The sequence below is a fragment of the Nemorincola caseinilytica genome, assembly GCF_039540515.1.
GTDB classification, from domain to species: Bacteria; Bacteroidota; Bacteroidia; order Chitinophagales; family Chitinophagaceae; genus Nemorincola; species Nemorincola caseinilytica.
In genome coordinates, this window is sequence record NZ_BAABFA010000011.1 from 20,171 (window position 1) to 39,921 (window position 19,751).

Annotated in this window: 18 protein-coding genes; 12 read left to right on the forward strand and 6 right to left on the reverse strand. The window is 53.5% G+C overall.

Annotation, left to right across the window (positions count from 1 at the left end; translation table 11 throughout):
* Positions 1 to 23 precede the first annotated feature (23 nt).
* The 7 genes from ABD843_RS09340 to ABD843_RS09370 all read left to right on the forward strand — a co-directional run bounded on the left by ABD843_RS09340 (position 24) and on the right by ABD843_RS09370 (position 6,350).
* Positions 24 to 1,001 (forward strand): hypothetical protein, encoded by a 978-nt coding sequence (locus ABD843_RS09340; RefSeq protein ID WP_345081993.1) that lies wholly within the window; start codon positions 24 to 26, stop codon positions 999 to 1,001.
* Positions 1,002 to 1,107: 106 nt separating this feature from the next.
* A complete protein-coding gene (locus tag ABD843_RS09345) occupies positions 1,108 to 2,196 on the forward strand; it encodes a glycosyltransferase (protein WP_345081996.1) in 1,089 nt (362 codons plus the stop codon).
* A 9-nt stretch (positions 2,197 to 2,205) separates the two neighbouring features.
* Positions 2,206 to 2,988, forward strand: coding sequence for a glycosyltransferase family 2 protein (locus tag ABD843_RS09350; protein ID WP_345081999.1), 783 nt, complete (start codon positions 2,206 to 2,208; stop codon positions 2,986 to 2,988).
* A 40-nt stretch (positions 2,989 to 3,028) separates the two neighbouring features.
* Positions 3,029 to 3,604 (forward strand): DUF1572 family protein, encoded by a 576-nt coding sequence (locus ABD843_RS09355; protein WP_345082002.1) that lies wholly within the window; start codon positions 3,029 to 3,031, stop codon positions 3,602 to 3,604.
* 8 nt (positions 3,605 to 3,612) lie between these two features.
* Entirely contained in the window at positions 3,613 to 4,035 is a 423-nt protein-coding gene (locus ABD843_RS09360; protein ID WP_345082005.1) for an NUDIX domain-containing protein, read from the forward strand.
* 57 nt (positions 4,036 to 4,092) lie between these two features.
* On the forward strand, positions 4,093 to 5,886 hold the full coding sequence (locus ABD843_RS09365; protein WP_345082008.1) for an ABC transporter ATP-binding protein: 1,794 nt from the start codon (positions 4,093 to 4,095) through the stop codon (positions 5,884 to 5,886).
* A gap of 92 nt (positions 5,887 to 5,978) precedes the next feature.
* Entirely contained in the window at positions 5,979 to 6,350 is a 372-nt protein-coding gene (locus ABD843_RS09370; protein WP_345082011.1) for a hypothetical protein, read from the forward strand.
* Positions 6,351 to 6,358: 8 nt separating this feature from the next.
* Here the strand turns inward: ABD843_RS09370 and ABD843_RS09375 are convergent, their stop codons facing one another.
* Complete coding sequence (locus ABD843_RS09375) at positions 6,359 to 6,997, reverse strand: MBL fold metallo-hydrolase (RefSeq protein ID WP_345082013.1); 639 nt, start codon at positions 6,995 to 6,997, stop codon at positions 6,359 to 6,361.
* A 112-nt stretch (positions 6,998 to 7,109) separates the two neighbouring features.
* Between ABD843_RS09375 and ABD843_RS09380 the strand changes: the two genes are divergently transcribed.
* Positions 7,110 to 10,499, forward strand: coding sequence for a BamA/TamA family outer membrane protein (locus ABD843_RS09380; protein ID WP_345082015.1), 3,390 nt, complete (start codon positions 7,110 to 7,112; stop codon positions 10,497 to 10,499).
* 69 nt (positions 10,500 to 10,568) lie between these two features.
* A complete protein-coding gene (locus ABD843_RS09385; protein ID WP_345082018.1) occupies positions 10,569 to 11,831 on the forward strand; it encodes an O-antigen ligase family protein in 1,263 nt (420 codons plus the stop codon).
* A 16-nt stretch (positions 11,832 to 11,847) separates the two neighbouring features.
* Here ABD843_RS09385 and dprA read toward each other — a convergent pair whose 3' ends face one another.
* Positions 11,848 to 12,963, reverse strand: coding sequence for a DNA-processing protein DprA (dprA, locus tag ABD843_RS09390; protein WP_345082021.1), 1,116 nt, complete (start codon positions 12,961 to 12,963; stop codon positions 11,848 to 11,850).
* Positions 12,964 to 13,023: 60 nt separating this feature from the next.
* Here dprA and ABD843_RS09395 point away from each other — a divergent pair, with 60 nt between their 5' ends.
* Positions 13,024 to 13,524, forward strand: coding sequence for a DUF6438 domain-containing protein (locus tag ABD843_RS09395; RefSeq protein WP_345082024.1), 501 nt, complete (start codon positions 13,024 to 13,026; stop codon positions 13,522 to 13,524).
* Positions 13,525 to 13,615: 91 nt separating this feature from the next.
* Here the strand turns inward: ABD843_RS09395 and ABD843_RS09400 are convergent, their stop codons facing one another.
* Positions 13,616 to 13,963, reverse strand: a complete 348-nt coding sequence (locus tag ABD843_RS09400; RefSeq protein ID WP_345082027.1) for a 4Fe-4S dicluster domain-containing protein — start codon at positions 13,961 to 13,963, stop codon at positions 13,616 to 13,618.
* Between the two features lie 191 nt (positions 13,964 to 14,154).
* Between ABD843_RS09400 and ABD843_RS09405 the strand changes: the two genes are divergently transcribed.
* Complete coding sequence (locus ABD843_RS09405; RefSeq protein ID WP_345082030.1) at positions 14,155 to 15,156, forward strand: acyl-CoA reductase; 1,002 nt, start codon at positions 14,155 to 14,157, stop codon at positions 15,154 to 15,156.
* 2 nt (positions 15,157 to 15,158) lie between these two features.
* On the opposite strand, the gene ABD843_RS09410 is transcribed toward ABD843_RS09405, so the two are convergent.
* The gene (locus ABD843_RS09410; protein ID WP_345082033.1) at positions 15,159 to 17,195 is read right to left on the reverse strand and encodes a M13 family metallopeptidase; all 2,037 of its coding nucleotides are present in this window, start codon (positions 17,193 to 17,195) and stop codon (positions 15,159 to 15,161) included.
* Between the two features lie 63 nt (positions 17,196 to 17,258).
* A complete protein-coding gene (locus ABD843_RS09415) occupies positions 17,259 to 17,894 on the reverse strand; it encodes a SanA/YdcF family protein (RefSeq protein ID WP_345082036.1) in 636 nt (211 codons plus the stop codon).
* A 136-nt stretch (positions 17,895 to 18,030) separates the two neighbouring features.
* Here ABD843_RS09415 and ABD843_RS09420 point away from each other — a divergent pair, with 136 nt between their 5' ends.
* Positions 18,031 to 18,564, forward strand: coding sequence for a DUF6265 family protein (locus ABD843_RS09420; RefSeq protein ID WP_345082039.1), 534 nt, complete (start codon positions 18,031 to 18,033; stop codon positions 18,562 to 18,564).
* A gap of 85 nt (positions 18,565 to 18,649) precedes the next feature.
* On the opposite strand, the gene ABD843_RS09425 is transcribed toward ABD843_RS09420, so the two are convergent.
* Positions 18,650 to 19,672, reverse strand: coding sequence for a serine hydrolase (locus tag ABD843_RS09425; protein ID WP_345082042.1), 1,023 nt, complete (start codon positions 19,670 to 19,672; stop codon positions 18,650 to 18,652).
* Positions 19,673 to 19,751: the final 79 nt, after the last annotated feature.

Genomic DNA, 19,751 nt, shown 5'->3' on the forward strand with positions numbered 1-19,751 from the left:
CACTGTACATAATACTGCACTCTATGTCTTTACCGAAAGGAAAAAACACTCTTAAGATCGCTGCCCTGCTGTTGACCACCGCCCTTGCCGGACCATTGTCGGCACAGGATAGGCTACCATGCAAGAACCAATATCCATGTGGCGATTGTGCTGTGCATGACAACAACGGTAACGACCTGGCGGGTTTTACCAGGAACTATGCCAAACAGTTCAACAGGAACGGGGACAAGGTGATAAGCAGCTCTAACGACGAGTGGGGGTACATGCTGATGCGCACGGCCAGTGTGCCCTCGGTAAGCAGCCGCTGGGAGACACAGGGCGAACTGAACTATTTTGCGGCCATACGCAGCGCACTGGCCATGGTGAAGACCAAAGATGCCAACGTGGCCACATGGTGGGCCAGAGAATGCAATATGGATAATGGGCCGCTGGTGCAGGTAAGGGCAAAATCGGCAGCTGGTAACGAGGAAGTGGAGATGACACAGCAGAAGTACGAAAAAGTGTTCCATGGCCTGGAGGCGAAGAAGATGACCCTGGTAGAGTACATAGATACCTTTAACATGAGGGACTATGATCACCTGCTGCGCAAGAACCACATAGTGGCCAAATGTGGTGGTATAAAAGATGAGGACTTCAAGAGCGTGGTAGATTACTTCAATAACTTCCTGGGCAAGTTCAGTTATACCGACGATCCGGTGCTGACGAAGATGTCTTTCATCACCTTTTGCACAGGCGCCAGCAACACCCAGTATATATGCTACTTCAATGTAGTGAACGACAAACTGTCGGGCACGCTGGAGCCGCTGAACATACAGTATGAGCGCGACCGCGACAGTGTAGTGAAGCACACCTTTGCGAAGCTGGCCACAAGAACGGTGTACATATATGGCGATGACAGCTACGGGCTGGACAAGACCATGATAAAGTATGCCAAAGCTAATGAGTACAAGCTGCGCCGCAGGCGTACCAATATCACCGGCAAGTTCAACGACGAACGCTAGGCCGTAAGGAGCATATCATTTGATGAGCCACACCATATGGTGTGGCTCTCTTGCATTAGGGGTGTGACAGCGAATGCCATTATCGCACTATCTTTACAGCAGACCCATGAAGGCCAAAAGAATAGTCTGCACCGTTACCAACGACCTGAATTACGACCAGCGCATGATACGCATATGCACCACGCTGGCAGAGGCCGGGCATGATGTGACACTGGTAGGTTTTCGCAGGAAGACGAGCAAGCCCCTCATAGACAGGCCATTCAAACAGGTGCGGCTGCCCATAATAGCAGAGCAGGGCAAGATCATGTATGCCCACTACTGGTTCAACCTTTTTTTCTTCCTCCTGTTCCGTAAAGCTGATGTCTTGTGTGCCATAGACCTCGATACCATTCTGCCGGTATATTATGTGTCGCGCATACGGGGGCTGAAGCGGGTACACGATGCGCACGAGATATTTACCGAGCTGCGCGAGGTGATAACACGCCCGGCAGTATACCGCATGTGGCACTGGATAGCGCGGCATACCGTGCCCCACTTCCCGGCAGGGTATACCATAGGTGAGTGCTATGCCGAGGATTTCAAGAAAAAATATGGTGTGAACTATGGGGTAGTGCGCAATGCCACAGTGCTGCGGCCCGTTATCATACCGGAGAAGAAGGAACGCTTTGTGCTGTACCAGGGCGCGGTGAACGTAGGCCGCTGCTTCGAGCAACTGATACCTGCCATGAAGCATGTGAACGCACGGCTGATAATATGCGGCGAGGGTAATTTCTCTGAACGGTCGCGGGAGATAGCAAGGGAACATGGTGTGGAGGATAAGGTGATATTCAAAGGGTATGTGCCACCTGCACAACTGGTGGAATATACCATACAGGCATGGGTGGGCGTGACCCTCTTCGAGGACACGAGCCTGAGCAATAGGTTATCACTTGCCAACCGCTTCTTCGATTATATGCACTCGGGCGTACCGCAGCTATGCAACAAGTACCCCGAGTATGAGCGAGTGAATGCAGAGTACGAGATAGGCACACTGGTAGCAGACCTGACGCCTGAGGCCATAGCCGCTGCGCTGAATCGCCTGCTGACCGATGATGCTTACTACTACCGCCTGCAGGAGAACTGTATGCGGGCGCGAGAAAAATACTGCTGGCAGGAGCAGGCAAAGACCCTGCTGGCCACCTACGAGAATTTGTAACAGTTACCGATGCCGTCACAGGATGGAAATATCGCTATCAGTGTCGTTATCCCGGTATACAATGGCAGGAATACCATTGGCCGGGCGCTGGATAGTGTATTGGCGCAAAGCCTGCCGGCGCACGAGGTGATAGTGGTAGATGATGCCAGCACCGATGATACGGTAAGCTACCTGCGGGCGCTGTACGGCGACAGGATAAAACTGATAGAAAGCAGGGTGAACAGCGGTAGCTCTGTGGCCCGCAACACAGGCTTGGATGCCGCCACCGGCACACACATAGCCCTGCTGGATGCCGATGATGCCTGGCACAAGGATAAGCTAGCGATAGCTGCCAGGATACTAAGCCAGGACAGAAAGATAGCCCTGCTGTACCACGACCATACACTGCGCGATATAATGCACGATGCGATCACCAAAAGCCCGCAGGTGCATGGGGTGTCGTTCGTGGGACTGGTGCTGCGCAATACCATATCAACATCATGCGTGGTACTGCGCAATGGGGCCGGTTTCAGGTTCGAGCGAACGATGCGGCATACCGAGGACCATGACCTGTGGCTGAGGATATGCTACAGGCACAAGGCGGCTTATATTCCTTACGAGCTCACAAGGCTTTTTCGCGGGGTGACAACAAAGGGCGGCGTGAGCGGCGACCGCTGGGCCATGCGCAAGGGCGAGCTACGCGCCTATGCACGGCTGGTGCGGCTGAACATACTATTTGCCCCGGTAGTGCCGCTGCTATGGGGGTATAGCCTGCTGAAGCATGTAGCGAAGCTGGCAGGTATACGCAAGTAAAAGACAATGTAACAATAGGTAAAACGAAAAATAGAAGCATATGATAAAGTATCTGGATAGTGCGCGGCGCCAGTTCGCTATGTATAAGCAACTGGGTGAAAAAGCAATGGCGCAGATGAGCGATGAGCAACTGCTATGGCAGGCCAACGAGGACAGCAACAGCGTGGCCGCCATAGTGAAACACATGTGGGGCAATATGATGAGCCGCTGGACGGACTTTCTGACGACAGATGGCGAGAAGCCATGGCGCCAGCGCGATGCGGAGTTCGATAACGACCTGGCCGGCCGCGAAGAGATAATGAAGAAATGGGAGGAAGGCTGGCAGTGCCTTTTCGATGCGCTCTCCATCATTACCGATAACGACCTGGACAAGATCATTTACATCCGCAACGAAGGGCATACCATACTGGAGGCCGTGAACAGGCAGATATCGCACTACTGCTACCATGTGGGGCAGATAGTGTACATAGCCAAGCTGCGCAGCACCGATAGCTGGAAGAGTCTTTCGATACCGCGCAATGCATCGGCACAGTACAATGCGGGTAAGTTCGCGCAGGATAAACAGGTGCGCCACTTTACCGAAGACTTGACGGATAAGACGGACGAACAGAAGTAACGAACGATATGAACAGGCGCTTCAACGTAAGGGTATACGGCATATGGGTACATGAGGGCAGGCTGCTGGTGAACGAGGAGCAGATACGCGGCCGGGTGGTAGTGAAGCTGCCCGGCGGCGGGCTGGAATGGGGCGAAGGCACCCGCGACTGCCTGGTGCGCGAATGGAAGGAAGAACTGGGGCTGGATGTGACCGTAACAGAACATTTCTACACCACAGACTTCTTTCAGCACTCCGCATTCGATGATTCGCAGGTGATAAGCATATACTACCGGGTGATGGCCAATGCTGTACGACCCATTGTGAACCATGTGCCGGGCGAGCGTACCTACTGGCTGCCGCTGGGCGAGGTGGGCGAGCATACCTTTACCCTGCCGATAGACAAAATAGTAGGCGGCATGATAGCCGCTGCCGGCAGGGTGCCGTTATAACCGATCATTATAGCGGTATCACAACAATAAGTACATACACGCATTACCTTTGCGGCTATGAAATTACTGATGCAGTACCTGTCGAGGTACAGGATGATGATAGTGCTGGCCATAGCGCTGGCCGCCATCAACCAGAGCTTTTCCCTGCTGGATCCCCTGATAGCAGGTAAGCTGCTGGACCGCTATGTGAACCATCCCCTCTCCTACGATAAGGACGGCCTGCTGCAGCGCGACCTTGGCGCATATATGCGCGGCGCGCTGGGGCTGATAGGCGCGCTGATAGGTGTGGCCATGGTATCGCGTATAGCCAAGAACTTCCAGGATTATGTGGTGAACGTGGTGATACAGAAGTATGGCGCGCAATTGTATACCGACGGCCTGCGCCATGCCCTGCGCCTGCCCTACCAGGACTTTGAGGACCAGAGCAGCGGCCAGACGCTGAACATACTGCAGAAGGTGCGTACCGACTGTGAGAAGTTCATACAGGCGTTCTTCAACGTGCTGCTGCCTACCATCATAGGTATAGTGTTCGTTATAGTATATGCTTTTGCCCTTAGCCCCCTGCTGCCCGTTATATATGTAGGTGGCGCCATAGTGCTTGCCCTCCTTACCAATGCGTTGAGCAAGCGTATAAAGACCGTGCAGAAGACGATAGTGAAGGAGACGAATGCACTGGCGGGATCGACCACGGAATCGCTGCGCAATATAGAGCTGGTGAAGAGCCTGGGCCTTACCCACCAGGAGATAAGGCGCCTCAATGCCACCACCATCAAGATACTGACACTGGAACTGAAGAAGGTTCGCAGCATACGCGCCATATCCTTTGTGCAGGGCACCTTTGTGAACCTGCTGCGCCAGGCTATTATCATGTGCCTGCTGTTCTTCATTTACAAAGGCACCATATCGGCAGGGCAGTACCTTACTCTTATCTTTTATTCGTTCTTCATTTTCGGCCCCATGCAGGAGATAGGCAATGTGATACTCTCTTACCGCGAGGCAGAGGCATCGCTGAACAATATGCAGGAACTGCTGAAGAAGCCCGTGGAGTATGTACCCGTGAAGCCGGAAGCGATAAACGATATAGAGAACATCCGTTTCGATAACGTGACCTTCAAGCACAGCAGCGCTACACGCCCCGCGCTGGATGGCATATCGTTCGATGTGCGCACGGGAGAGACCGTGGCCTTTGTAGGGCCATCGGGCAGTGGCAAGACCACACTGGTGAAACTGCTGGTAGGCCTGTACCAGCCGCATAAGGGCAGCATAGTGTATAACGGGCACAAGCAATCGGACATAGACTATGAGGAACTGCGCAGGCAGATGGGACTGGTGACACAGGACCCGCAACTGTTCTCGGGCACCATAAAGGAGAACATGCTCTTTGTGAACCCTACTGCCACATATGAGCAGATAAATGCAGTGCTGCAGCAGGCCGCCTGCCAGAACCTGCTGGTACGCGCCGAGAAGGGTATAGACACCATGATAGGAGAGGGTGGCCTGAAGCTATCGGGCGGGGAACGCCAGCGTATATCTATAGCGCGCGCACTGCTGCGCAGCCCACGGATGATGATATTCGACGAGGCCACCTCTGCGCTGGATTCGCTGACGGAGGACGAGATATCGCAGACCATACGCAATATTACATCCAAACGGCAGCACATCACCATCATGATAGCCCACAGGTTGTCTACCATCATGCATGCCGACAGAATATATGTACTGGAGAAAGGCAATGTGGTAGAGACGGGATCGCATGAGACCCTGCTGGAAGAAAAAGGACTTTACTATGCCATGTGGCGCCAGCAGATAGGGGAGCGCAAGGATGCACCCGCCGGCAAGGCAATGGCATAAAACGAACCAGAAAAGAGAACATAGAACAGGCCCCGCACATAGCGGGGCCTTTCTTTTTCGCCACGCCTGTGTAAGAGAATGGAGCCGCAAAAATGCTGTACCTTTCCCCACCGGCACAAATGGACCTTTACCGCATCATACCCGTACTACTGCACGCCATCGTACTGCTGCGAATAGGTGTAGACCTCTACATGCTGCATAGCGGCGTTATGACCAAAGCCGATATGGCAGGCATCAATCCCCTGTACGACAAGTTCTTTTACCTGGTGATCTTCAGTACCCTGGCATCGCTTTTCATAGGCGAAAAGAGGTTGCGGCTGTTCTCGGTAATAACGGGAGTGGTGGCCTTTGCGGCAATATGGTTCAGCGCGCCTGTTTTCACACCCGAATACCATACCGATCCCATGTATGGCCCCGTCAAGCAGGGCGACATGGAAGAGGAGCAGGAAGAAGAGGTGGAATAACTACAGTATCAGCTCAGGAAGGGGTTGTCGGCCTTCTCATCGCCTATGGTAGTGGCAGGGCCGTGACCAGAGAGTACCACCGTGCCATCGGGCAGTGGAAAAAGCTGTGTGCGTATGGACGATATGAGGGTATCGAAATTGCCCCCCGGCAGGTCGGTGCGGCCTATGCTGCCGTTGAAGAGCACATCGCCGGCTATCACCCAGTTGCCGGGTGCGTAGTAGAATGATATGCTGCCGGGCGAATGGCCGGGCGTGAGCAGTACCTCTATGGTATCGTCGCCCAGTTGCAGGGGTATGCCGTGGGGTATGTAGTTATCGGCTACAGGCACGCCAGAAAGCTGCATGCCGAACATGGCTGCCGTATCGGCCCCTCTTTGCAGCACAGGCAGTTCCTGCCGGTGTATGCCGAAGGGTATGTTGTACCGCTCCTTGAGGGCATTTACGCCAAAGATATGATCGAGGTGGGCATGGGTATTGATGATGCCCCTGGGGCGTAGCTGCTGTTTCTCGATGAATGAAATAAATTCGTCCGTTTCCCGTTGTTCATACATGCCGGGGTCTACTATCCAGCAGTCTTTCTTGTGATCGCTGATGATGTAGGTGTTCTCGGAAAAGGCGTTGAACGTGAAAAAATGGACATTTAACATACCGGATAGCTTTAATTTGTGTAATTTGTAGAGCAAATGTAGCGAAACCCGCTCACCCTATCCGGGTGGCGGAGCGGACATACCTGCCTTATCAGTAAAAGAAGGGAATTAGATGACGATAAGAAAGTTGCTGCGGGGACGTTTGCTGCCACTATTGGCAGCTATATGCGTTTGTGGAATGACAGAGCGGGCAGCAGCGCAGTCGAACATAGAGATCTTCGGGCAGAACAGGGTACAGGAGCGCAAATTCAGCTGGAAATTCTTCGATACGAAGCATTTCCGTATATACCACTACGACAAGATGGGGGTGCAACTGGGCCGCTATGTGGCCGAGGAGGCCGAATACGATATGGGCGTGGTGGAACGGCGCCTGGGCAGCCAGTTCCCCCAACGGTTCAATATCATACTGTATAACGACTATGACGACTACCGCCAGACGAACATAGGTCTGAAGGACCAGTCGCCCACAACGGGCAATATGCGGGCGGGATCGCTGAAGATAGTGGACGACAAGCTGGTACTATACTTCACCGGCGAGCACTCTGACCTGCGGCGGCAGATACGTTCCGGTATGTCGCTGGTGGTGATGCAGCGCATGCTGTTCGGCGAGAACGTGAAGAAAAAAGTGAAGAACTCGCTGACCATGAACCTGCCGGCATGGGTGAGCGATGGCTATATAGCCTACCTGGTAGATGGCTGGGACCAGAAGAGCAACAGCATGTGGAAGGGTGTACTGGAAGCAAACCCCGGCAAAGGCTTTTACGAGCTGGCCGAGGACCATCCGGAACTGGCCGGCAAGGCGTTCTGGAAGTTCATAGCCAACCAGTATGGGCCCGGCAAGGTAAAGACACTGCTGTACGACATACAATCGACAGGCAACCTGAACAAGGCCACCAAGGAAAGGCGCAACCTGAACATGAAGGTGACAAAGGCCTACGACTCGTGCATCAACTACTACAAGGTAGTGTACCGCTCGGACGAACTGCACCAGGAAAGGCCCGATAGCACCAGTGGCATACTGACGCTGAAGGTACCGAAGGACAAGAGCGTGCTGCGCAACATTCGCGTATCGCCAGATGGCACCAATGTGGCCTTTGTGATGTGGAAGAACGGACAATACAAGGTGATGCTGCAAAAGTCGGGCAGCGATGAGGGCGATGCCACCGTGCTGGTAGAGGGCGGGCAAAAGGATTTTGCCGACCAGGTGGATCCTAACTACCCTATGCTGGCATGGTCTAAGACAGGCAGCAGGCTGGCCGTGCTGTATATGAGAAAGGATGTGCCCCAGTTGCGGGTATACAACAATACAAAGGGGCGTGTAGAGAACTATGTGATACCCAAGAAACGTTTCGACAGGTTGCTGTCCATGTCATTTGCGGGAGATGATGGTACGTTGCTGTTCTCTGCCATAAAAAAGAGCCAGACCGACCTGTACCAGTTCACCATAAAGGGATCGAAGATGGTGAACATAACCGATGACGTATGGGACGACCTGTCTCCCGAATACGTTATCAGCCCCGAGTACAACGGAATACTCTTCGTATCGAACAGGCCGCGCCCCAATTTGAAGGTGCAGCAGCAGGTGAACGAGCTGCCCGTAGGGCCGCTCAATATGTTCTTCTACGATCCGCGCAAGGGTGGAGAGATGGTACAGTGTACCTATCTGCAAAAGGGCTTTGTATCGCAGCCCATACAATATGGCGATGATGCCTTTGCCTACCTGCACGACAGTAATGGTGTGAACAACCGCTATGTGGTGATACACAAGCATAAGGATGATGGCAGTGACTCGCTCTTTGTGCGCCCGGTGACCAACTATGCTACCAGCATACTGAATCACCAGTACAGCTACCTGACAGGTAATGTGGCCGATGTGGTGCTGCAGGGCAAAAAATATGTGGCATACTTCCACGAAAGGAAGATGCCTACCAATGACAGCAATGTGAAGGTGCTGCGGCCCACCATACTGTCGGAGGACAGAACGGAGCCTGCAGCGCCTGCGGCAATGGGAGATACCACAGCGGCAGCAACGCCTGCCGGAGCATGGCAGGACGATGCGCCTGAACCACCCAAGCCCGAGATAAAGGGAGGTAATGCGTTCCAGTCGGAATTTTCGGATAATGAGGACCAGCCAAGACCCAAGCCAAGACAGCGCAACAAGGCGGCAATAGCGAGCGAGGAGAACGAGGTGGATAATGGCATAGTGGCCGCCGATAGCTCTGTGCTGACAGTGATGACGGATAGCGCCTACCTGAAGATGAAGCCCGCACCCTACCGCGGCTGTTTCAAACCCGACTACCTGTCTGTGAAGCTGGATAATAGCATACTGTTCAATCAGTACCAGTCTACCGATGCCAATGGTGGCCGTTTCGCCAATCCTACATTGGGGGCCTTGTCTATGATAAACCTGAATGAGCTGTTCGAGAACCACAGGATAACGGGCGGTTTCCAGCTGCCGCTGCAGTCTCCATACTCGGCCTATTTTGTGCAGTACCAGAATTTTACCAATCGCTGGGACTGGGGCTTTTTCGTGTTTCGCAGGCAGCAGAAAGAGAGCCTGGGAGTGGGCTATACCGACCAGGCCGGCAATGTGCTGTTCGTGAAGGAGCAGCTTTTCAAAAGCACATCGGATATGGCACAGTTCGACCTGAGCTATCCCATAGACCGGCTGAAGAGCGTGCGCTTCCATACAGGGGTGAGGCACGATAAGATGGTGCAGAAGATAACCGATACACTGAGCCTGATCATAGACCCGATATCCAATAACGGGCCCGTGTCGTCCTTCAACAGGCTGGAGTTCGTGTTCGACAATACGATAAGCCCCACGATGAACATACTGTATGGTACCCGGTACAAAGTATATGCCGAGTATATGAGCGACCTGAGGAATACCGGTAACTACTGTTACAACATAGGCCTGGATGTGAGGAACTACCAGCGGCTGCATAAGCACTTCATACTGGCCACAAGGCTGGCCTATGCACACTCTGACGGTACCAAGAAAGTGCAATACCTGGTAGGTGGCGTGGACAACTGGCTGAGCCCCAAGGCAGGCCCGAAATCGCTGCAGGGAGCAGGCCCCGAATATGGGTTCCAGATGCTGGCCACATCGCTGCGCGGGTACAAGCAATATGCGCGTGTAGGCAACAACTTCTCTGTACTGTCCAATGAGCTGCGCCTGCCATTAGTGACCACCTTTGTGAAGCGCCCGGTACGGTCGGCCATATTGAAGAACCTTCAGGCCGTAGGCTTTGTGGATGTGGGCTATGGATGGACCGGCTTCCTGCCAAAGGATAAGGATTATGAATACAGGCTTCCTTTGATGCCTACCAGTAAGACACCCATAAAGATGACCCTTGTAGAGACCAACAATGTAGCTGCGGGATATGGTATAGGTATGCGTACATTGCTCTTCGGCTATTTCCTGCGGGTAGACTGTGCGTGGGATGTAGAAGAAGGCAAAATACCCATGTGGCACTTTGCCCTGGGTACCGATTTCTGATGATGTACCTGCAGGCTGCTTTCTTTTTGTTACTTTACACCCCTTTCGCGATACTGCTGCATGCGCGCTTTGCTGAGAACCGACATAGTTGTGGCCAGGCTGCTGGTAATGTGCATCTTTCTGCCAGACAGGCTGCAGGTGCTGGCATCGGTAGGCGCCTGTGTATACTTCGTGTTCCGTACGCTGGGAAGAAAGGAATGGCCGCCTAGGCAAAACTTCATAGCGGCCCTTGCGCTGGGTAGCAGTTTCCTGCTGTATATAGGTGCGGCTCTTATAACGCCCGCCTCGCACAGGCGAGAGGCTTTTTCGCTGTGCGAGCGTATGCTGTCCTTCCTGCTCATGCCGTTCGTGTTCGCCATTATGTCGCAGTACTTCAGGCAGCTCATAGCAGGGCAGCTGCGGTACTTCGTATATGGCTGCATCATAGTGAGCGCTATGGGCATAGCCGATTTTTTCTACCATCATTTCATAGTGAATGGTGGTAAAGTGCCTATGTCGCATGTAGAGCTCCGCAACATCTTTGAGAACTTCACCGGCATACACCCTACATATATGGGTGTATATCTTGGTTTTGCCATATGCATCACGGGCATCATGTGGGAGCCTGCTTCTAAAAGGCAGGCCATGCTGAAGAACGTGACCATATATACCCTGCTGCTGTTCCTGCTGTCGCTGTTCGCCAAGTCGCCTATCATAGCGCTGGGTATCATAGCCATACATTTCCTGTACGAGCGGCGGGGACAGTTGCGGCGTTTTGCAGTGCCGGGCGCGGTGCTGGCGGGTGTGGTAGGGGCGGCATGTGCCTTTATCCCCTTTGTACGGCAGCGTGCCGGCGAAATGCTGGGCCTGTTCGGTGAAAATACGGAGGACGACCTGATACAGAACTCGGTACACATGCGCCGCCTGATATGGAATACCGATGTGACCTTGCTGAAGCATTACTGGCTTACGGGCATAGGGCCGGGCAGGTTGCTTGAAGCCCTGCATCTGCGGTACTTTTTCCATTCGCTGTACAGTGGCTACTGGGTGGGTTACTTCGATCCGCACAACCAGTACCTCTCTCACTGGCTCTCTTTTGGTATACCGGGTATATTGGTTCTGGTCATCACCCTTATCATACACCTGCGCAGGGCAGTGGCCGCGGGCAACAGGCTGTATCTATACCTGCTGTTCATCATCGTCATCACCTTCTTCACCGAGACCATGCTTGCCCGCCAACAAGGGGTATTGTTCTACTCCATCTTCACGGCATTGTTCTTCTTTTTGTATAGCCCCTCGCCGGCTCTGCCTACCGGCAGGCAGGCTCCCCCGAGGAGAGGAGGTAAGTTTTGAAGGTGTTCTTCTATCATCAATATATTCGGTAGTATTTGCCGGGCAAGGCTTTTATTACGCCTTGCAGTTCCAGTTGCAGCAGCGTACCGGCCAGCATGGCGGTAGGCATGCCTGTGTGGTAGGATAGCTCATCTACATGGGCATTTTCGCGGGCCTGCAGCAGGTCTACTATCTTCTGCTCTTCGGGGGTCAGGTGCAGAAACAGTTGCGGCTGCACAGCGCGCGCCTTCATTTGCCCGTCCCAGTTCATGAGCTGCAGCAGGTCTTCGGTATTGGTGATCATGGCGGCCATATTGGAGCGAATGAGTGCATTGCAACCCGCACTGCGGCTATCGGTGACACGGCCCGGGAAGGCCGCCACCTCGCGGTTGTAACCTGCTGCCAGCGAGGCTGTGATGAGCGCCCCGCCCGATGCATGACTCTCTACTATGACCGTTACATCGCACATGCCGGCCACTATGCGGTTGCGCATGGGAAAGTTGCCCCTGTCCAGCGCAGTGCCGGAGGGGAACTCGGATAGTATGCCGCCGTTCTCCATCATCTGCGCGGCCAGGTTCTTGTTCGATGGCGGATATATCGTATCTACCCCATGGCCCAGTACGCCTATGGTGGGTATACCCGCCTGCACACATTTCTTGTGCGCTATGGCATCTATGCCCAGTGCCAGGCCACTTACTACCAGCAGGTCATCGAGCTGGCGCAGGCCGTCTACCAGTTCTTCGCACAGCTTCTGGCCATAATCGGTGTTCTTGCGGGTGCCTACTATGGCCACGGTCTTCTTTGCCTCGGGCCTTGCAGTGCCCTTGCAAAAAAGCAGCAGGGGTGCGTCGGCACAGGCGGCCAGGCGGGTGGGGTAGCCTTCGGCCTCTATGCTGTATACTTTTACATTGTTCTTCAGGATGAAGTCCAGCTCGGCCCCGGCCTTTTGCAATATGTCCGGCTCGCGAAAGGCTTTGGCCCTGGCATCAGATACACCGTCTATGGTGGTCAGTTCTTTCAGCGGGGCAGAGAAAACGGCTTTGGCACTTCCGAAGCGTGCCAGCAGCGCCCTGCCGGTCCTTACGCCTACGCCGGGTATGAAGCTAAGGGCAAGCAGGTAGAAAAGTTCTTCATTCTCAGTGGCAGGGTGCATGTATCATTCTGGTCTATATCGCCCGATACTATTATCTTTGGCACGCGTAAATTAAATAAAATGAAGAAACTCACCCTGCTTATTTTGATGCTTGCTGCCGTGGCAGGAGTACATGCGAAGACCGTTAAAAAGAAGAAAAAACAGGCCACATCGAAAGAGATAGTATCGGTGAGCATACACCGTACCGTATGCTTTGGCAAGTGCCCCGACTATATAGTAGAGATAAACAAAGATGGTACGGCCACCTATACGGGCAGGATGTTCGTGCAGGATACAGGCATCTTCAAAAAGAACATAGGCAAGCAGAAGGCAGGCGAGATAATAACCCTCTTCAAGACCTACAGGGTAGATACCTGCAGCGAAATGTACGAGAACCGCATACCCGACCTGCCGGGCCTGAACATGGTCATCAACTACAAGAAAGGCAAGAAGCAGATATATAACTGCAAATGGGGCCCTGCCTTCCTGGAAGAGATAGCTACCGCTATGGAAGAGGCAGGCAAAATGCCCGATGAGAGCAAAACGGGCTGGAAGAAAACAGGCATGCCCAAGAAACCATAAAGTATGCCGGGAGCACCCGGAAAGAGAAGAGGCTGTTCTGCCTACCACATGGTAGCCGGAACAGCCTCTTGAATATTGCAGAGTGCCTGTCTTAAAGGTGCATCTTATCTTTTTTTGCCAGCAGCTCATCTACTGTTTCGCGGTACATCTCGTCGGGTACACAGCAGTCTACGGGGCAAACGGCGGCGCACTGGGGCTCTTCGTGGAAGCCTTGGCACTCGGTACACTTATTGGCAGTGATGTAGTAGGTATCTACGGCAAGGGGCTCGTGGCGGGTGTTGGCATCGGTAGTAGAGCCGTCCATAAGAACGAAAGCGCCTTTTACCGAGGTGCCATCGGCAATGGCCCACTCCACGCCACCTTCATAGATAGCATTATTAGGACATTCGGGTTCGCAGGCCCCGCAGTTGATGCATTCGTCGGTTATCTTTATAGCCATATCAGGTCGTGATCAGTTAACGTATTTGGCTGCTAAGTTACAACTTCACTGCCAAATACGATAGAAGACCATGCATAGTAAATAGTAATAACTGCATAATGCGGGCGAAGACCGCTGCCATATGCGTCACCCCAACAGGGACATATTTGCAGAAAAGATCGCAACTTCGCACTCTGAAACTTATACATAGAATGGAACAAGTGCTGACACTGCAAAGACGCATAGAACTGATGGAGGATATGGGGCGATATATGCTGAGCGATGAGCCCGCCTGGCAGGAGGCCATGCAAATGGCCGGCCACAGGAACGCATGGTTCACCGCAGAGCATATAGCCCATGCAGTGGAAAGCATAGCCCGCCAATACCTGGCGCCCGGCAAGCTGCCCGCATGGGTAGGGCAGTACAAACTGCCCGCCGAGGCGTGCACTGTGGGTATAGTGATGGCGGGTAACATACCGCTGGTGGGGTTTCATGATATGCTGTGCGGCTTTATGAGCGGGCACAGGCTGATGCTGAAACTATCGACCAAGGACGAAGTGCTGATGCGCCACCTGCTGCACCGTATGGTGACACAGGAGTCCCTGGTAGCGGAGTGCATAACTGTGGCAGAAAGGCTGAACGGCTGCGATGCCTATATAGCCACAGGCAGCAATAATACGGCACGCTACTTCGAACAGTATTTCGGGAAGTATCCGCATATCATAAGGCAGAACAGGACATCGGTGGCCATACTGGATGGCAGCGAAACGGATAAGGAACTGGTCGCGCTGGCCGATGATGTGTACCTGTACTATGGCCTGGGCTGCCGCAATGTGACACAGGTATGTGTGCCGCACGGCTACGACTTCGAGCGGCTGCTGCGCATCTTTGCCCGGTACGACCACTATGCCGACCTGAACAAATACAAGAACAATTATGACTACCACCTGGCCCTGTACCTGCTGAACAGGGTACCCTATATGAGCACCCCGGCACTGCTGATGGTAGAGAACGAATTGCCGTTCTCTGCAGTGAGTGTGCTGCACTACAGGCACTATACCGATAGGGAACAACTGGTGCAGGAGCTGCAAGGCAGTACCGATATACAGGCCATAATAGGCCATGGCCTCATACCCTTTGGCAGTGCGCAGGTACCTACCCTCACCGACTATGCCGATGGGGTAGATACTATGGCTTTTCTCTGTAGCTTATAGGCTTACCACAAATGTACGCGCAGGCTGTCGGCAAGGTACATCTTGTCGCCGGGCTGTATGTTGAAGGCCTCGTAGAACTCAGGCACATTGGGGAAGGGGCCGTTCACCCTGTATTTGGCAGGCGAGTGTACATCGGTCAGCAGCTGGTTGGCCAGTACTTCGGGGCGCATCACCAGTTGCCAGCCCAAGGCATAGCCCAGGAAGTAGCGCTGCATCGGTGTATAGCCTGCTATCTTCTCTCCTTTCTTATATGCCTCTGTCTGCTTGAAGGCATCCAGGCCTATAAGTATACCGCCAAGGTCGGCCAGGTTCTCGCCCAGTGTAGCGCGGCCATTGATGTGTATGGTATCTATGGGCACCATTTTGTTGAACTGCTGTACCAGCACATTGGCCCTCTTGTTGAACTCTGTAGTGTCGGTAGGTACCCACCATGCGCTCAGGTTGCCCTTCTCATCGAACTGGCGGCCTTCGTCGTCGAAGCCATGCGTTATCTCGTGGCCCACGGTAGATGCTGCCATGTAGCCGTATACAAGCGCATCGTCCAGCTCTTCGTCCTTGTAGCCCGGTACGGTCATCATGGCCGCGGGCAGCACTATCTCGTTGTTCGATGGGTTGTAATATGCGTTGTAGGTCTGTGGCGTCATGTCCCACTCGGTGCGGTCCACGGGTTTGCCCAGCTTGTTCATGCTATAGTTATACCACCACTCGGCGCCGCGCATCACATTGGCAGCATATGGGCCGCGGTCTATCTTCAGCGATGAGAAGTCTTTCCATTTGTCGGGGTAACCTACCTTTTTGGTCATCACCATCAGCTTGTGTATGGCTCTCTGCTTGGTGTCGGGGCTCATCCAGTCCAGCTTTTCCATGCGGGCCTTATAGGCATTGCGCACATTCTCTACTATCTGCTCGTAGCGGGCCTTGGCCTTCTCGCTGAAGTATTCCTTTACAAAGAGCTGGCCCAGCACCTCGCCTATGAGGGTCTGCTCGGTCTCCAGCGCGCGCTTGGGGCGTGCCTGCTGCTCCTGCGCACCACGAATGAGCTTTTTGTAGAAATCGAAGTTGGCATCTACGAAGGGCTTGCTCAGGTAGTTGGCATACTCATTCACCAGGTGAAAGCTCATGTAGTCTTTCAGGGCTTCCATATCAGTAGTGGCCACTATCTTGTCCACGGCTTTGTAGAATTCAGGCTGGCCTACTATCACGCTGTCCACATGCTGCACGCCCAGCTTCTGCAGGTATACGGGCCAGTCTATGCCGGGTGTCAGTTTCTTCAGGTCTTTTATCGCATACTTATTGTAGTTCCTGTATGGATCGCGCAGGTCTTCCAGCTTGCGCGATGCCTTTGCCAGTTCGGTCTCTATACGCAGCACATTAGCGGCCTTCTTCTCGGCGGTCGCAGGGTCGCTGCCCATCAGGCCGAACATCTGTTTCAGGTAAGAGGGGTATTGCGCCAGTATCTTAGCCGCGCGCGGGTTGGTATTGAAGTAGTAGTCGCGGTTGGGCAGGCCCAGGCCGCCCTGCTCCATATAGTATGCCTGCGCATCGCTGTTCTTGGCATCTTGCGCCACATGCCCGCTGAAGAACACGCCCACACCGCGGGTATGCAGCAGCATGCTCTGGGCCAGAAGGTCCTCGCGCGTTTTTATACCTGCTATGGCCTCCAGTATGGGGCGCAGCGGGGCTATGCCTTGCTGCTCTATGTTCACGGTGTCCATAGCGCTGTACCAGAAGTCGCCTATGAGCTGCTCATTGCCGCTTTTAGCCGCTTTTTTCACGGCATCGTTGTTTATGGCCAGCAGCTTTTCGCGCAGCTCTTTCTCTACCAGCTCGCCTATGCCGTACGTCACTTCGTCGGCAGGTATGGGGTTGTTCTTTATCCAGGTGCCATGGGCATATGCAAAGAAGTCGTCGCGGGGGCTTACCGTGGTATCGGTATGTGCGGCCAGCACATCTTCTTTCTTGTTATCCTGTTGGGCAGTGCCACTGCACGATGCCAATGCTGCCATACAGGCAAATGAGGCTATGAACCGGCTATTCATATGGTATAAGTGAATTTTAAGGGACAAAAATAATTGAATTACAGGCGCAGAAAGGGTGATTTATTATATCTCTATCTTTTCGCCGTAGTATTTGGCCTGTTTGTTCAGCAGCAGGTCCAGCATCATTTTCACGCGGGCCAGCTTTTCGCGCAGTGTCACTTCTACATACATATCGCCGTCCTCGGCATTGAAGGCCACGGCCTGTATGCGTTTGTGGCCGGCTATGTATAGTGCCCGCTGGTTGTGCCAGCGCTGCGATATGATGGTGAAACTGCTCTGCCCGAAGACATCGCGACAGCGCAGTATGCTATCCAGCGTGCGCAGGCCTGCATTGTCCATTATGATGCGGCTGGCTGGTACGCCGCGGGCTATGAGGTCCTGCTTCATCATCAGGGGCTCGTTGTAGTAAAGGGTACTATTGTCGCCGCTCACTATTATGTAGTCTATCTTGCGGGCCATGTACAGGGCCACGGCAGCATCTATTCGGTTCTGGTAGTACAGGTTCACCTTGTTCCTGCCCTTGTCCTTGTATTTGGAGGTGCCCAGCAGCAGGCCCACCCTGTTGCGGGGTATCAGCTTCACGTCGTCGAACACGGAGGTGGCCGTAGCTTTTACCACGGCACGGTCTGCACCCCATATCACTGCAGCGATGAGCAGAACTGCTGCAAGAAAGATATAACGTAGCCGGGTTTTGCGCATTTCGCTAATAATAAATGCAATATAGCTTATTCTGGGTTATCTGCGTTGGGGGCCTTAATGCCGTTCTTATGTCGGATTTGTACAATGGCGCAATGACCGGCATAGCTATTTTTGCACCCAAAAAACGACAGAACAAATGAAGATGAACATCTTTTCGCGTGCTATAGCAGCCGTATCGGTGATGGGGATGATGGCCTGCGGCAGTAGCGCCGAGCAGCAGCCCACAACAGCAACAGACAGTGTACAGGCCGATGCGCCCCCGGCCGCAGCCAGCCTGAAAGACCTGCAATGGCTGAACGGCTGGTGGCAGAAAGTGACGCCTGATGGCATAGTATTTGAAATATGGAGCGCAGCAGGTGAGACCATGGCAGGCAAAAGCGGCTTCATAAAAGGCAAGGATACCATGCTTGCAGAGACCATGGTACTGGAGATGCGCGGTGCGGATATTTATTATATACCCACCGTAAAGGACCAGAACAACGGCCAGCCGGTGCCCTTCAGGCTGACCACTGCTGCGGCCGACAGCTTTGTGTTCGAGAATCCCGAGCACGATTTTCCATCGAAGATAGTATATCGCAAAACATCTGAAACAGCCCTTATAGCCACTATCTCGGGCAAGATACAGGGTAAGGACCAGGCCGAATCTTTCGAGCTGGCAAAGACCCAATAATATTACCCTTACTGCTGATATACACAGCGCCGGCCTGATCAGGCCGGCGCTGTGTACTTTATTCAGTGTGTGGATGATGCAGTAGTTATGCCTGGCGCTTTAGCATATGATCGTAGGCCAGCTTAGACAGGTCGCTCATTATAGCTGCCAGCCTCTGCGAATTCTTGCCCCTTGTCATTATGGTTATGAGGTATGGGCGGTCGTTGAGGTACACAATGGCCGACTCGTGCAGCTCCATCTTGCCCGGTTCGCCTGCCTCGCCGAACTTGTGTGCCACGGTGAGGCCACGGGGCAACTGCTTGGTAATGCCCTGGGCGAAATCGGACTCGCAGAGCAGCGATATGGCCGACTCTGATGCAGGCAGCGACAGATAGCCACCCTCATACAACACGCTCACAAAGCGCGAATACTCCTTTACCGAAAGCTGGTAGGTGGGGTCGGGTACGGATGCGGGCCTTTTGAGGCCAAGGTCTGAGAACACTTTGGTGAACACGCCCTTATCTATATGCTCGTGCAGCAGCAGTGTAGCATCATTGTCGGAGTACACTATCATGCGGTATATGAGATCGCGGATGGTGTACCTGGTGCCGGGCTTTATCTCTTGCGAGCGGAAGGTCTGCGTGGCTGTGGGAGTGGCATTTTTCGGATAGAGCACTTCCTTGCTCAGCAGGCTGGGCTGCGCCTCGGCCATACGGAAGAAGGATATCATGGTAATGACCTTGAAGAGCGAGCCGGGATGATAAGCGACCTCGGTATTATAGGCCATCCAGCCATCGCTGCTGAAATCTTTTATGTATACCGATGCGTTCTCTATATCTCCTGCGGCCTTCACCTTGTTCAGCATGGCGTCCATCTGGCCTTTCAGGGGAATGTAGAAGCCCGATTCGCATTTGGGTTCGGCCAGGTAAAGGGGTTGTACATATTTGTACCCTTCCAGCCGTGAGTAGCTGTACTCGCAGTTCTCTGAGGTATCGGGCAGGGCCGATACGGTGGACCGGTGATCGCGCACGGGCGACCGGTTGATGTAACCTACCGCTACTACGCTGGCCACGCAGCCCAGTATGATGGTAATGACCATGTAGATGACCGGTATCTTTCTCTTGAGCATAAAAATGGAAATTCTCTGCTTACTCTACGAAGTTAAGTACATTTTCTATGTGGATAAAATAAATGTGCTAAATGGCTTA

Excerpts from the sequence above, each read along its gene's own strand:
- ABD843_RS09340 (WP_345081993.1), top strand. The coding sequence starts at position 24 with ATGTCTTTACCGAAAGGAAAAAACACTCTTAAGATCGCTGCCCTGCTG.
- ABD843_RS09345 (WP_345081996.1), top strand. The coding sequence starts at position 1,108 with ATGAAGGCCAAAAGAATAGTCTGCACCGTTACCAACGACCTGAATTAC.
- ABD843_RS09350 (WP_345081999.1), top strand. The coding sequence starts at position 2,206 with ATGCCGTCACAGGATGGAAATATCGCTATCAGTGTCGTTATCCCGGTA.
- ABD843_RS09355 (WP_345082002.1), top strand. The coding sequence starts at position 3,029 with ATGATAAAGTATCTGGATAGTGCGCGGCGCCAGTTCGCTATGTATAAG.
- ABD843_RS09360 (WP_345082005.1), top strand. The coding sequence starts at position 3,613 with ATGAACAGGCGCTTCAACGTAAGGGTATACGGCATATGGGTACATGAG.
- ABD843_RS09365 (WP_345082008.1), top strand. The coding sequence starts at position 4,093 with ATGAAATTACTGATGCAGTACCTGTCGAGGTACAGGATGATGATAGTG.
- ABD843_RS09370 (WP_345082011.1), top strand. The coding sequence starts at position 5,979 with ATGCTGTACCTTTCCCCACCGGCACAAATGGACCTTTACCGCATCATA.
- ABD843_RS09375 (WP_345082013.1), bottom strand. The coding sequence starts at position 6,997 with ATGTTAAATGTCCATTTTTTCACGTTCAACGCCTTTTCCGAGAACACC.
- ABD843_RS09380 (WP_345082015.1), top strand. The coding sequence starts at position 7,110 with ATGACGATAAGAAAGTTGCTGCGGGGACGTTTGCTGCCACTATTGGCA.
- dprA (WP_345082021.1), bottom strand. The coding sequence starts at position 12,963 with ATGCACCCTGCCACTGAGAATGAAGAACTTTTCTACCTGCTTGCCCTT.
- ABD843_RS09395 (WP_345082024.1), top strand. The coding sequence starts at position 13,024 with ATGAAGAAACTCACCCTGCTTATTTTGATGCTTGCTGCCGTGGCAGGA.
- ABD843_RS09400 (WP_345082027.1), bottom strand. The coding sequence starts at position 13,963 with ATGGCTATAAAGATAACCGACGAATGCATCAACTGCGGGGCCTGCGAA.
- ABD843_RS09405 (WP_345082030.1), top strand. The coding sequence starts at position 14,155 with ATGGAACAAGTGCTGACACTGCAAAGACGCATAGAACTGATGGAGGAT.
- ABD843_RS09410 (WP_345082033.1), bottom strand. The coding sequence starts at position 17,195 with ATGAATAGCCGGTTCATAGCCTCATTTGCCTGTATGGCAGCATTGGCA.
- ABD843_RS09415 (WP_345082036.1), bottom strand. The coding sequence starts at position 17,894 with ATGCGCAAAACCCGGCTACGTTATATCTTTCTTGCAGCAGTTCTGCTC.
- ABD843_RS09420 (WP_345082039.1), top strand. The coding sequence starts at position 18,031 with ATGAAGATGAACATCTTTTCGCGTGCTATAGCAGCCGTATCGGTGATG.
- ABD843_RS09425 (WP_345082042.1), bottom strand. The coding sequence starts at position 19,672 with ATGCTCAAGAGAAAGATACCGGTCATCTACATGGTCATTACCATCATA.